The sequence below is a fragment of the Deinococcota bacterium genome (assembly GCA_030858465.1).
In the GTDB taxonomy this organism is placed as follows: Bacteria; Deinococcota; Deinococci; order Deinococcales; family Trueperaceae; genus JALZLY01.
The window spans coordinates 1-12,776 of record JALZLY010000253.1 but is presented as its reverse complement, the minus strand read 5'-3'; the positions used below and the strand labels follow the sequence as shown (position 1 = coordinate 12,776).

The following is a 12,776-nucleotide window of genomic DNA, read 5'->3' as shown; positions in this document are numbered from 1 at the left end:
GCAACCGAGGCTAGGCGCAGGCGGGCGGCGAGGTCGGGGCGTTCCCAGGGGTCGAGGAGGACGGGCATGAAGGACGCGCGGATGCACCTTCGCAGCGCCTCGTCCCGCCCCAGGACGAGGGCGAGGCACTGAGCGCTGTTCACCCAGGGCGCTTCGGCAAGGCAGAGCATCGGCAGCTGCCGCCCTCTCGCCTCCTCGAGTCCGTCCTCCCAAGCCCGCCAGTCGAGCGTCTGCCGGATGTCCGGCAGGTGACCTTCGGCTCCTCGGCTCTCACTGGGCTCTTCGATCATGCCTCAGCGCACACTTTAACTCATCTCCTGGGCGTCCCCCAGGTCGGCCCGGCCCTGGATGATGGCGTCGGCCAGCCAGTAGGAGAGCATCCAGATCGTCTGGGTGGGGTTCTTGCCGGCCATGGTGGGAAAGACCGCCCCGCCGCCGATAAAGACGTTGGGCAGCTCCCACATCTGGCAGTAACGGTTGGTCACCGACCGCTCCGGGTCCTCGCCCATCCGGCAGCCGCCGGTGTCGTGGGTCATCGAGGGAATCGCCTGCACCTCCGGGTCGCCCCAGATGCGCGAGGCGCCCGCCGCCCGCAGGATCTCGACGCCCTTTTGATGGATGAAGCGGCCCATCCGCCGCTCGTTCTCGCCGATCCGCCGGGTGACGCGGGCGCCGGGCACGCCGTAGGCGTCGCGGTAGGTGGGGTCGAGGTCGATGTAGCCCGACTGGTAGGGCAAGGGCTCGGTGAGAAGCTGCAGGCTGATGAAGCGGTTGAGGTAGGTCTTGAGGTAGGTCTTGTACGCCGCGCCCCACGTCGGCACGCCGGGCGGGACGATATCGTAGCTCTCGAGCGGGTTGCGCTGGCTGGGCGAGCCCATAAAGGCGCCGCGGACAAAAAACTCGTCCTCGGGCAGCCCCAACTTCTCCTCAAAGGCGACCTCGCCGTTGTAGTTGTCGAGGCCTTGGCGCTGCACCGCCGGGCCGTTGTAGCCGTTTAAGTAGCGGTCGTCGAAGGTGGCGTGAACGGACGGCGACGAGCGGGTCATGAAGTAGCGGCCGACCTGGCCGTTGCCGTTCACACCTGAGTGCAGCAAGAGGCGCACGTTCTGGTACGAGTAGGCCGACAGGATGAAGATGTCCCCCGGCTGGCTGTGCTCCTCGCCCGTCCGGGTGTCGACGTAGTCGACGCTCACCGCCCGGCCGTTGTCGCGGTTGACGCGGATGACCTGACAGTTCGGGCGCAGCTCGAAGTTCCCCGTCGCCTCCGCCGCCGGCAGGAGCGACACCAGCGTGTCCGACTTGGAACCGTTCCAGCAGCCGTGCCCGGTGCAGAAGGTGCAGTAGGTGCAAGGTGGCCGCGAGACGCCGTAGGGCGACAGGTAGGGCCTGGTGAGGATCGCCGTGGGCACGTGGAAGGGATGCAGGCCGAGCTCGAGCGCGCCGTAGCGGTAGGTGAGGTTGGTGGCGTTGTCGCGGAGCGGCCTGAACGGATAGTCGTTCTGCCGGGGCGCCTCGAAGGGATTGCCCTCCTGGGGGTTCACCGGGCGGATTTGGCCCTGGATGTTGCCCGGCCAGCCGCCGATGCCCACGTGCGTCTCCACCCGCTCGTAGTAGGGCTCGACCTCGTCGTAGGAGATCGGCCAATCCTCGATGGCGGCGCCGTCCTCCTCCAGGTACCTCAGGCGCTCCTGGCCGTAGAGCTCTTCGACCGTCGAGCGCACCCGGAAGTCGTCCTCGAAAAAGCGCCACGACTGGCCCGACCAGTGCACCGAGGCGCCGCCGACGAGCGAGGCCATCAGGTAGTCGCTGGGCTCGGCCTCCTCGTTCTCGTCCTCACGAAAGGTGAAGGGCAGCTTGTCGAAGCCGGGAATCATGCCGTCACGGATCACCCAGCGCAGGGTGTCGAGCTGGTTTTGCGCGAAGTCCCTCTTGGTGGTAAGGTGCGGCCCCTTCTCGAGGGCCACCACCGAATAGCCGGCACGGGCCAGTTCGACGGAGGCCGGCCCTCCAGCCGCGCCGTAACCGACGATGATCACGTCTTTTCTCTGCTGGGTTGCCATGATGCTCTCCTTGCTTGCCCGGTTATAGATCCGCGACGCTCTGGAACGGCTTCTCGAGCGGCTCGAAGACCTGCTGTTCCTCGGCGGAGTAGATGTAGTGCGCGCCGGGATAGCCCACGGCTCGCCAGCCGGCGAAGTCGCGGTTACCGCCGTAGATGGGGTCGGCGAAGACCCCTTCCATGGTGTGTCGGCGGAACATCGCGAAGGTCGAGGTCGGCCCCAAGCCCAGTTCGAAATCGCGGCCCGGCATACCGCGCAGGGGATCCTCTTCCTCTTCGACCTCCTCGAGCTCGGTTAGGAGCGCGTCCTGCTGGTCCTCTTCGAGTTGGCGAAAGGGCACGCCGTAGCGGCTGTTGGCGTCCTGATCGAGGTTGTCGAGGGCGACGCGGTAGGCGGTCTGGAAGCCCGCGTAGGCCCCGGCCAGCGCCCGGTCGACGTAGCTGACCGCCCCGGCCTCGCGCGCGCCGGGGTCGCCCTCGTCACCGGGCCAGATGCGCGCGGCGACCGCCTCGAAAGTCTCGGCCTCGCTGCGGTTGAAGAACTGGAAGCCCTCCTCCCGTGCTCGTGTCTCGGCCAGGACATCGTAGTGAAAGGCCCTCGAGACGAGCAGCGCGGCAAGTGTACCCGCCGTTCCCTTCAAAAAGCTGCGGCGGGCCAGTTTGGCATCCCAATGGGGCTGCCCATCAGGGTGATCGTCGTGTTTTGCCATATCTACCTCACCTCATACCTGTGCTAGATACCTGTGCTGGAGCGTAGGGCCGGTGCAGGCACCGCGCTACCGGCCCTCTTGCTGCTGGCCCAAACCCTCGCCCTCTTGATGGTCTGGCGGCGCCGGCTGCCCCCTTTCGGGCTCCTCTGCCTCGGGCTCCTCAGGGTCTTCGGGCTCGGGGGCCTCAGGCTCCTCGTCGGGCGTTATGGGCGGGACGGTGGTTGGCACGGCTTCCTCTTCAAACGGCTCGTGGAGCTCTTCTCGCAACCGCTCGACCTCCTCCTCGAGTTCCTCCTGCGGTTCGTCTCGAGCGATGACGAACCGCAGGAGTTCCTCGGAGTCCGCCTCGAACTCCTCGTGGCCTTCCAGAAGGTCGTTTTCCGCCAACACGTAGACGATGATGTCGGTATAGACCTGGTCGTCCAGGGAGCCGGGATTGTGGGGCGGCATCGAGGTCCGCGCCTGGAAGTGAAGCCAATCGACCGGATGGCCGCCCCAGCGCTCCACAAAGACCGGCCCGGCGAGCGCCGGCGCGACGTTTCCCTGAAGGCTGGCGCCGTGGCAGCGGGCGCAGTGCTGCGCGTAGACCTCGGAGCCGCGTTCGGCCTGGGTGCGGTCGTTCTCTTCCTCGACGTCAGGTTCCTCTTCGGGCTCTTCCTCGACGTCAGGCTCTTCTTCGACCTCGGGCCCCTCTTCCGGTTCCTCTTCCGCCGCCTCGGGCTCCTCTTCCGCCGCCTCGGGCTCTTCTTCCGGCTCTTCTTCTACGTCCGGTTCTTCCTCGGGCTCCTCTTCGGGTTCCTCCTCGAGCTCGGGGTCCACAGGCTCGTCGGCAATCGCGGGAACCTCCGTAGTGGGCACCCCCGGCTCCTCCGGCACGTCCTCGGAGCGCGCCAGTTCATCCAGGACGAGCGAGACTCTGGCCGTTTCGCCGGCCTCGACCACGACGTTGGCGTTGGCGCTCTGGTGACCGCGAGACACGGCGACGATGTAAAACCCCGGCTCCAGGTCCCTAAGCGTCTGCGCGCCGGCAAGGCGTTCGGAATAGCCCTCCGGGCCGAGCACGCTTACGGTGACATTGGCCGGCTCCACATCGACTTCCAGCCAGCCCCGCCCCGCTTCAGGTGCTCCCTCGGGTTCCTCTTCGACCTCGGGCTCCTCTACATCCGGTTCTTCTTCAGGTTCTTCCTCTACGTCAGGTTCCTCTTCAGGCTCTTCCTCAACGTCAGGTTCCTCTTCAGGCTCTTCCTCAACGTCAGGCTCTTCCTCAGGTTCTTCCTCAACGTCAGGCTCTTCCTCGACCTCTGGCTCCTCCTCGGGCTCTTCTTCCGCCGCCTCCGGGTCTAGGGAAAACTCCTCGAGCTGCTCCTGGTCTGCCGGCAACTCTTCTTCGCCCGCCGGAAAGTCGTTCTCCTGCAAGATGTAAGCGGTGATGTCGGCGTAAGTATCGTCCTCGAGCGAGCCAGGGTCATCTAAAGGCATCTGCGTGCGGTTGTAGTCGAAGAGGTCGCCGACGGTGCCCCACTGCGCCAGGAAATCTTCGCCTACCAGCGCGGGTTGTCCGGCTTCGCCCTCCAGGTCTTGGCCGTGGCACTCGGCGCAGTGTTGGTCGTACTCCTCCTGGCCGCGGTCCGCCTGCTCCGAGGTGAACCAGCCCTCCTCGGGTGCTTCCTCGACCTCCTCGTCGGGTTCCTCCTCAGGCTCTTCCTCTACGTCCGGCTCTTCCGCAGGTTCCTCCTCGACCTCGGGTTCTTCCTCCGGTTCTGCGCCGGGGCTGATGGTAATCGTGGCCGGCTCTTGCGTTTCGATGGTGATATTCGTTACCGCATCCGGTGGGTCTACGGTGATTTCCATGCCCGCCGGTTCTTCAACTTCAGGCTCCTCTTCGACCTCGGGCTCTTCCTCGGGGTCCTCTTCGGGTTCCTCCTCTACGTCCGGTTCTTCCTCGGGCTCCTCCTCTACGTCAGGCTCGTCCTCGGGTTCTTCCTCGACCTCAGGTTCCTCTTCGGGTTCCTCCTCGGGCGCTTCCGCCATGTCCGGGTCGATGACGAGGCCCTCCATGCGCTCCTGCTGGTCCGGCGCCAGCTCCTCCTCGCCTGCCGGGAAACCGTTGACGTGAAGGATATAGGCGATGGTGTCGGCGTAGGTCTCGTCGTCGAGCGAGCCGGGGTTGTCGAGGGGCATGCTGCTGCGGGTGTACTGGTAGAGCGCGTGAACGCTCTGCCCTTCCCAGCTGCTCAAGAACGCCTCGCCGACGAGCGGAGGATTACCCTGAAGGTCACCGCCGTGGCAGCTCGCGCAGTGCTCGTCGTAGGCCTCCTCGCCCCGCCCGATCTGCGCTTCGGCGTACCAGCCCGTTTCCGTCACCTCGGCTTCGGTCGGCTCGGCCGCGACTGCCGGTTCCCTCGCCGAATAAATGATGTAGACGGCCGCGGCAGCCAAAAAGGCCAGCCACAAAACCGCCAACAGCCCTAGCCATCCCTTGAATGCCGGGGTTTTCATCGTGTTCCTCCTTACTCGAACTTACTCGAAGACGTGTGCGGCGTTGATGGCGAGGCATCGACGGCTCATTGGCAGGCTTTAATTCAATGGAACATTCTAGCAGCCTGCCCGCCACGGTTTTTGGAGGGACGGCTATATTTGGCTTGTTCTTTTGTGTAGGGGCTGGTGATGTGTAGGGGCTGGTTGGGACGCAACTAAGTCGGCTGCTCTCGAGCCTCACAGGACGCTCTCGGCACCCTGCTCAGTCCGCCGCCTGAGCCGCCCTCTCGCTGAGCGCGCGCAGGCGCTCGTAGAGCTCGAGCTGTTCGTCGCTCAGGCGCTCGGGGATGACCACGCGAACCTCGGCCAGGGCGTCGCCCCGCGTGCCGTCCTTCTTGGGCCAACCGCGGCCGCGCAGGCGCAGGGTGCGGCCGCTCTGCGTGCCCTTTGGCAGGGTCATGTCGACGGCGCCGTCCAAGGTCGGCACGCGCACGGTGCCGCCCAGGGCGGCGGTGTAGTCCGGCACCCTGAGTGAAATGCGGACGTCGTCGCCCGCGAGCGTGTAGCGGGGGTGCGGCTCGAGCCTGACCGTCAGGTAGACATCGCCGCCGCCCGGCGCCTGGCCGCGCAGGCGCAGCTTAGAACCCTCTCTGGCGCCCTTGGGCAGCTTGACCTCGAGGCGGCGGCCATCCAAACTGACCGTGCGGCTGCCGCCGTGATAGGCCTCTTCCAGGCTGATGCCGACCTCACCCCTTACGTCCTGGCGTACCGGGGCGCTGGGCTGGCCGAAGCCGCCAAAGCGCGAGCCCCCCACGCTCTCAGCGCCGAAGCCGCCGCCGAAGAGCTGCTGGAAGAAGTCGCTGAAGTCGCCGGCCTCGCCCGCGCTCGTCCAGGTGCCCGTGAAACCGCCGGGCCGCCCCGCGCCGGGCGTGAAGGGAGGCGGCCCGCCCGCCGAGCCGTACTGGTCGTAGACCTTGCGCTTTTCGGGGTCGGAGAGGACGGTGTAGGCCTCGTTTATCTCCTTGAAGCGCTCCTCGGCGGCCGCGTCCCCGGGGTTCTTGTCCGGGTGGTGTTTGGCCGCCAGTTTGCGAAAGGCCGAGCGAATCTCCTTGTCGGTCGCCGAGCGTCCCAGGCCCAGCGTCTGGTAATAATCCTTGTAGGCGGCCACGGCACCTCCTTTCGAGAAAATCGGTTAATCAGTTTGAAGGTTGGAAAGTTTGAAGGTTGAAACCTTCAAACCTTCAAACTCTATTCCTGATACACCACCACCCTGGCCGGACGCACCAGGCGCCCCTCCTTGGTGAAGCCTACCTGATAGACTTCCGCAACCGTGCCAGCCAGCGCCCTATCCTCCGCAGGAAAGCTCGAGAGCGCCTCATGAAAGTCGGGGTCGAACCTGTCGCCCCGCTTACCCACCTCCTTGATGCCCAAAGCCGCCAAGTTGCGCTTCAGGCCCTCCCGAACGGCTTCGACACCGGGGATGATCTTGCCCGGGTCAGTCTCGGCGGCCTCGAGCGCGCGGCCGAGGTCGTCGTAGGCGGGAAGAACGGCCAAGACCGCACTGTCCATGCCGGCCTCGCGGGCGCGATCAACATCCTGGGCGGCGCGGCGGCGGTAGTTCTCGAGGTCGGCGCGGGCGCGCAAGAACCGGTCCTTGAAGTCGGCGCTCTCCTGCTGCGCCTCCTTGAGCTTCGTCTGTAGGGTCATGAGCTCGCCGCGGAGGATGTCGATCTCACTCTGGATCGCATCCAGACCTGCCTCCACTTGCTCGGGGGCAGCCTGTTCGGGCTCGGCGCTTTCGGCCGGAGAGGAAGAGGCCTCAGGGACCTCTTCCTCTCTGCTCTTGTCCTCTAGTCTGTTCTTGTCCTCTAGGCGCTCGTCTTCTAGGCGCTCGTCTTCTTGTCTGTCTTCTTGTCTGTTCCTGGTCTCGTTCGGCATGGTGGGCCCCTTAGCTGGCAGGCTTGAAGTCGGCGTCGATCACGTCGTCGTCCTGCTTGCCGGCTTCGCCGCCGGGCTGGCCGCCGCTCTGATCGTCGCTCTGATCGCCACCCTCGCTGGCGCCCCGCTGCTGCGCGGTGGCCTGCTGAAAGGCGCTTATCCTCTCGGAGAGCTCGCGGCTGAGCTCGTCGAGGCGCTCCTTGGGGGCGTTGGCGTTGATGGCGCTCTCGGCCTCGTCGATCACCTTGATGACCGGCTGCTTGTCGTCTTCCGAGGCTTCCGTAGCCTCGTCGACGAGCTTCCTGGCCTGGAGCCTCATGCCGTCCAAGTTGTTCCTTACTTCCGCATAGTCGCGCGCCTGGCGGTCCTCATCGGCGTGCGCGGCGGCCTCCTTGACCATGCGGTCGACTTCGTCCTCGGAGAGGGTGGTGGTGTTCTGGATGGTTATGGAGGCTTCCTTGCCGGTCGACTTTTCGCGCGCGGTCACGTTCAAGATGCCGTTGGCGTCGATGTCGTAGGTGATCTCTATCTGCGGCAGGCCGGCGGGCATGGGCGGGATGCCCTCGAGCTTGAAGCGTCCCAAGGACTTGTTGTCGTCGGCCATGGCCCGCTCGCCCTGGAGGACGTGGACCTCGACGCCGGGCTGGTTGTGCTCGGCGGTGGTAAAGGTCTCGGCCTTGCGCACCGGCACGGTGGTGTTGCGCTCGATCAGCTTGGTGAAGACGCTGCCCTTGGTCTCGACGCCCAAGGAGAGCGGGGTAACGTCCAAGAGCACGATGTCCTCGACCTCACCGGTCAAGACGCCGGCCTGGATGGCGGCGCCCAAGGCCACCACCTCGTCGGGGTTGACCGACTGGTTGGGCTCCTTGCCGAGCATCTCCTTGACGATGCGCTGCACCGCCGGCACGCGGGTCGAGCCGCCGACCAAGATCACCTCATTGATGTCGGTTTTCGAGAGCTTGGCGTCCTTGAGGGCCGTCTCGACGGGGCCACGGACGCGGGCCAAGAGCGGCGCGATGAGCTCTTCGAACTTGGTGCGCGAGAGCCTGCGCTCTAGGTGCAAGGGCGCGCGCGAATCGGGGTCCATGGCGATAAAGGGCGCGCTGATGGTGGTCTCGGGCGTGCTCGAGAGCTCGATCTTGGCCTTTTCCGCCGACTCGATGAGGCGCTGCAGCGCCTGCTTGTCCTTGCGCAGGTCAACGCCGTACTCCTTCTTGAACTCGTCGGCGAGCCAGTTGACGATGGCATAGTCCATGTCCGAGCCGCCCAGGTGGGTGTCGCCCGAGGTCGAGCGCACCTCGAAGACGCCGTCGCCGACCTCGAGCACCGACACGTCGAAGGTGCCGCCGCCCAGGTCGAAGACCAAGACCGTCTCGTTGCCCTTCTTGTCGAGGCCGTAGGCGAGCGCCGCCGCGGTCGGCTCGTTGACGATGCGGAGGACATCCAAGCCGGCTATTTTGCCGGCGTTCTTGGTGGCCTCGCGCTGGGCGTTGTTGAAGTAGGCGGGCACGGTGACGACGGCCCTGGTGACCTTGCCGCCCAGGGTCTTGCCGGCGTCCTCGACGAGCTTTTGCAGGATCATCGCCGAGATCTCCTCGGGGGTGTACTGCTTGTCGCCCACCACGAAGCGGACACCGCCGTCGTCACCGCGGACGACCTCGTAGGGCGAGCGCTCGGCCTCTTCCTTGACCTCGTCCCAGGTGCGGCCCATGTAGCGCTTGATCTCGAAGAGGGTGCCCTTGGCGTTCAAGACGGCCTGGCGCTTGGCGACCTGGCCGACCATGCGGTTGCCCTCCTTGAAGGCGACGACCGACGGGGTGGTGCGGTTGCCCTCGCTGTTCACGAGAACCTCGGGCTCCTTGCCCTCCATCACCGCGATCACGCTGTTGGTGGTGCCTAAGTCGATTCCTACAGCTTTTGGCATAATGGCTTTCCTTTCGGCTTGAAAATTGCGTCTGGCCCACTGACACGTCGGGGCGCAAAACGCCTACACTGGGAGTAAGTATAACTCTGGCTGTTTGCATTGTCAACAGATATGAGTCTGGTCTTATCAAGTTAGATCGTATCAAGTTAGATCGTATCAAGTTAGGAGGAACCTGTGACCTTTCTGGTGATCGCTCGAGACGGCGAAGGCACCGAGGCCAAGGCGCGGCGGCAGGCCGTGCGCGAGAGGCACCTTGACGAGATCAAGCCGGCGGTGGCGGACGGTACGGTGCAGTTGGGCGGCGCGCTCTTAGGCGACGACGGCGAACCGATCGGCTCGGCGCTCATCGTCGCGGCGGAGTCGAGGGAGGCGCTCGAGACCTTTCTCAAAAACGACGTCTACAGCCAGGCCGGGGTGTGGCTGAGCTTCGATATCTTTCCCTTCAAACGGGCTGTGTAGCGCTCTGGGGTAGCGCTCTGGGGTAACGCTCTAGGCGGGCTGGGCGCGGCGGCTTTGCAGGGCGCGCGAGAGAAGCAGGCTGCCCATCAAGACGCCCGCCGAGAGCAGCAGCGTCTGAACGTTCAAGGTGGGCCAACTGCCCAACTCGCCCTCCAAGGAGGCGCCGAAGAGCCCCGCGGCCAGCGTGCCCGGCACGCCGCCGAGCAAGGTGGCCAGCACGAAGGGCGGCAGGCGGATACCGAGGACGCCGCAGCTGTAATTAATAAGGTCGCCCGGCAAGAAGATCAGGCGGCCGGTCAGGACGGTCTCGAAGGGGTGGCGCCTGAGCCGCCGCACGAAGCCCCGGTCGAGCCCTCGCAGGGCGCTGCCGCTCACCGCGTAGCGGCCGAAGAGGTAGGCGACCAGCGCCGACAGCGTCCCGGCTAAGAGCGCGTAGAGAACGCCGCCGACGGGCCCGAAAGCGAAACCGGCCAGCACGATGAGCGGCGTGGCGGGAAAGAGCAGGAGCGGGCGCAAGAGGTAGAGGCCGAGCAGGCTGAGGGCGCCCGCCAGCGAGCCCGTCATCACCTCGAGCCCTGCCTGCAAGAGGCGCAGAGGCCCCAGGTCATGGCGCCACAAAAACCACCAGAAGACCAGCAGCGCCGCCAACCACAGGCCCAGCACCGCCAGCTTCACGGGGTGGTGTCGTACCAGGTTTACAGCTCGTTTCATCGCGTTCCCAACTCGCTAGGTGCCGGTTCGGCGTAGCATAGACTACTGAGATAGACTGCTAAGGATGCGCCAAGCACACCAGTGTAAGGAATCGTGTCTCCGCGTAATGTAGGCTGGTGTCGGTTGTGCGCCCTCGCGGACGCGGCAACCTCACCGCCACCGCCCCTCCTGTCTCAGCAGGACGCGGCCCGCATCGCAAAACCAAGCGCGTTCTGGAGGTTGTCATGCTCCATACCCATACCAGACTGGCCAACGAAGTCCTGCCCGAAGAGATCGCCCGGCTGATCGAAGAAAAGCGCTGGGCCGAGCTGTCGAGCCGGCGGGTCGCCTGGCCCGACTCTGAGATGGTCGCGCCCGAGCTGGTGGACTTTCTTTTGGAACTCGACAAGGAAGATCGCGTCCTGCTCTTTCGCGCTCTGCCTCGCCGCCTGGCCACGGAGGTGTTTGCCTACCTCGAGCCCGAGCCCCGCGACGCGCTTCTGCGCGAGCTCACCGACGGCGAGACCCGGCAACTGCTGGCCAACCTGAATCCGGACGACCGCACGGGCGTCTTAGAGGAGCTGCCAGGCCGGGTCACCCAGCGGCTTTTAAACCTGCTCTCCCCCGAGGACCTGGAGGAGGCGCGGCAGCTCCTGGGCTATCCTGAGGAGAGCGTGGGCAGGCTGATGACGCCCGACTACGTGGCGGTCAAGCCGGAGTGGAGCGTCGACCGGGCTCTGGAGCACATCCGCAGGCTGGGCCGGCGCAGCGAGACCATCAACATGATCTACGTCCACGACGACGACTGGAAGCTCCTGGACGCCTTGCCGCTGCAGAGCTTCATCCTCGCCAAACCGGACAAGACCGTCAGCGACATCATGGACTACTCCTTTGCGAGCCTCAGAGCCAGCGACGACCGCGAGGAGGCGGTGCGAATGATGCAGCGCTACGACCGGGTGGCCCTGCCGGTGGTGGACTCGCAGGGCATTCTCCTCGGCATCGTCACCGTGGACGACGTTTTCGACGTGGCCGAAGAGGAAGTCACCGAGGACTTCCACAAATCGGCCGCCGTGACGCCCCTCAACCGGGGCTACTGGCAGGCCAGCCTCTGGAACCTCTACAGTTCGCGCATCGGCTGGCTGGCCACGCTGGTCATGGTCAGCCTGGTCTCGTCGGGCGTCATCGGCATTTACGAGGAGGTGCTCGAGAGCGTGGTGGCCTTGGCCTTTTTCATGCCGCTGGTGATCGGCACCGGCGGCAACGCCGGCACCCAGGCGGCCACCATGATGATCCGCGCCCTCAGCACCGGCGATGTGGAGATTCGCCAGTGGTTTCGCGCCTTCTTGAGAGAGATTGCCATCGGCTTTACGCTGGGGGTGTCGCTGGGTGCGCTCGGCATGGTGCTTGGAATCTTTCGGGGCGGTTACGAGGTCGGCCTCATCGTGCTGCTGACCATGATGGTCATGCTGGTCATCACCAACCTGCTGGGCATGTCGCTCCCCTTTATCCTGACCAAGCTGGGGCTCGACCCGGCCAGCGCCAGCGGGCCACTCGTCGCCTCGATTGCCGACGCCATCGGCCTCCTAGTCTACTTCGCCATCGCCAGCCGGGTGCTCGGCTTTTAGACCCGGCCATTTAGACCCGGCTAAAATAGCTGATGGCCAAGACGACGGTCGCCAAGATCCAGGTGTAGTAGGCGAAGCCGATCAGGCTGCCCTGCTTCAAGAACTTGAGCAGGATAGCGATCGCCAGGTAGCTCGAGATCCCCGCCGCCACCGTGCCGATGACCAGCACCTCGGTGCTGAGGCTGGCGGAAAGGTCCTCGCGCAAGACCGTGCGCATCTCGAGCAGCGCCGCGCCCATGATGGCGGGAATTGAGAGCAGGAAGGAAAAGCGGGCCGCCGCCTCCCGACCCAAGCCGCCCATCATGCCGGCGGCGATGGTGACGCCGGAGCGAGACAGTCCCGGCAGGACGGCCAGCGCCTGAAACAGGCCCATAACCAGGCTGTGGCGCCAGGTGACGCTCAGGGTGCGCAGCTTTGACGCCGTCTCCACCTGACCCGAACGCGGGTTCTTTTCGGCAAACCACAAGAGGGCGCCCGTAAAGTAGAGCATAAAGGCCGAGATGTAGACCGAGCCAAAGGCCCGGTCTACCAGGTCGCGCAGGGTGAGGCCGACGACCACCAGCGGCAGCGTACCTAAAATGACCAGGAGCATAAGCCGCCGCCCCGCTCTGGCCTCGGCGGTCCGGCCGCCGAAAGGACTCTTTGCCATGAGCCAGAGTTCCGCCCTCAGCGCGATCATCACCGCCAGCAGCGAGCCGAGGTGAATCACCGCGTCGAAGGTAAAGGCGCCCTCGTGGACGCCCATCAACCTCTGCACGATGACCAGGTGGCCCGAGCTCGAGATCGGCAAGAACTCGGTGATTCCCTGAACGAGGCCCAAGATGAGTGCTTCGAGTGCTGTCACGAGAGACCAAGTTACCATGCCAGCGGCTATCGCGAGCCGGCAGGGTCAC

General features: G+C 65.3%; 11 protein-coding genes. 2 read left to right on the top strand and 9 right to left on the bottom strand.

Annotated elements, in window-relative coordinates:
• The 7 genes from M3498_12750 to dnaK form a co-directional block, all read right to left on the bottom strand.
• On the bottom strand, positions 1-290 hold a 290-nt coding region (locus tag M3498_12750; GenBank protein MDQ3460151.1), incomplete at its 3' end, for a hypothetical protein.
• Between the two features lie 15 nt (positions 291-305).
• On the bottom strand, positions 306-2,060 hold the full coding sequence (locus tag M3498_12745) for a GMC family oxidoreductase (GenBank protein MDQ3460150.1): 1,755 nt from the start codon (positions 2,058-2,060) through the stop codon (positions 306-308).
• Between the two features lie 22 nt (positions 2,061-2,082).
• Positions 2,083-2,769: a gluconate 2-dehydrogenase subunit 3 family protein gene (locus M3498_12740; GenBank protein ID MDQ3460149.1), complete on the bottom strand. Its 687-nt coding sequence runs from the start codon at positions 2,767-2,769 to the stop codon at positions 2,083-2,085.
• Positions 2,770-2,835: 66 nt separating this feature from the next.
• Positions 2,836-5,268: a cytochrome c gene (locus M3498_12735; GenBank protein ID MDQ3460148.1), complete on the bottom strand. Its 2,433-nt coding sequence runs from the start codon at positions 5,266-5,268 to the stop codon at positions 2,836-2,838.
• 241 nt (positions 5,269-5,509) lie between these two features.
• A complete protein-coding gene (locus tag M3498_12730; GenBank protein ID MDQ3460147.1) occupies positions 5,510-6,415 on the bottom strand; it encodes a DnaJ domain-containing protein in 906 nt (301 codons plus the stop codon).
• Positions 6,416-6,495: 80 nt separating this feature from the next.
• Positions 6,496-7,185, bottom strand: a complete 690-nt coding sequence (locus M3498_12725; GenBank protein ID MDQ3460146.1) for a nucleotide exchange factor GrpE — start codon at positions 7,183-7,185, stop codon at positions 6,496-6,498.
• A 10-nt stretch (positions 7,186-7,195) separates the two neighbouring features.
• Positions 7,196-9,109: a molecular chaperone DnaK gene (gene dnaK / locus M3498_12720; GenBank protein ID MDQ3460145.1), complete on the bottom strand. Its 1,914-nt coding sequence runs from the start codon at positions 9,107-9,109 to the stop codon at positions 7,196-7,198.
• A gap of 174 nt (positions 9,110-9,283) precedes the next feature.
• On the opposite strand from dnaK, the gene M3498_12715 reads away from it, so the two are divergent.
• Positions 9,284-9,568 carry a YciI family protein gene (locus M3498_12715; protein ID MDQ3460144.1) on the top strand — a complete coding sequence of 95 codons (285 nt, stop codon included), beginning with the start codon at positions 9,284-9,286 and terminating at the stop codon, positions 9,566-9,568.
• A gap of 30 nt (positions 9,569-9,598) precedes the next feature.
• On the opposite strand, the gene M3498_12710 is transcribed toward M3498_12715, so the two are convergent.
• Positions 9,599-10,243, bottom strand: coding sequence for a VTT domain-containing protein (locus M3498_12710; protein MDQ3460143.1), 645 nt, complete (start codon positions 10,241-10,243; stop codon positions 9,599-9,601).
• A gap of 260 nt (positions 10,244-10,503) precedes the next feature.
• Between M3498_12710 and mgtE the strand changes: the two genes are divergently transcribed.
• Entirely contained in the window at positions 10,504-11,883 is a 1,380-nt protein-coding gene (gene mgtE, locus M3498_12705) for a magnesium transporter (protein ID MDQ3460142.1), read from the top strand.
• A gap of 10 nt (positions 11,884-11,893) precedes the next feature.
• On the opposite strand, the gene M3498_12700 is transcribed toward mgtE, so the two are convergent.
• On the bottom strand, positions 11,894-12,727 hold the full coding sequence (locus M3498_12700; protein ID MDQ3460141.1) for an undecaprenyl-diphosphate phosphatase: 834 nt from the start codon (positions 12,725-12,727) through the stop codon (positions 11,894-11,896).
• Positions 12,728-12,776: the final 49 nt, after the last annotated feature.

What these genes read in the sequence shown, in the direction of transcription:
- M3498_12735 (MDQ3460148.1), bottom strand. Translation starts at nt 5,268, where the DNA reads ATGAAAACCCCGGCATTCAAGGGATGGCTAGGGCTGTTGGCGGTTTTG.
- M3498_12725 (MDQ3460146.1), bottom strand. Translation starts at nt 7,185, where the DNA reads ATGCCGAACGAGACCAGGAACAGACAAGAAGACAGACAAGAAGACGAG.
- M3498_12740 (MDQ3460149.1), bottom strand. Translation starts at nt 2,769, where the DNA reads ATGGCAAAACACGACGATCACCCTGATGGGCAGCCCCATTGGGATGCC.
- dnaK (MDQ3460145.1), bottom strand. Translation starts at nt 9,109, where the DNA reads ATGCCAAAAGCTGTAGGAATCGACTTAGGCACCACCAACAGCGTGATC.
- M3498_12745 (MDQ3460150.1), bottom strand. Translation starts at nt 2,060, where the DNA reads ATGGCAACCCAGCAGAGAAAAGACGTGATCATCGTCGGTTACGGCGCG.
- mgtE (MDQ3460142.1), top strand. Translation starts at nt 10,504, where the DNA reads ATGCTCCATACCCATACCAGACTGGCCAACGAAGTCCTGCCCGAAGAG.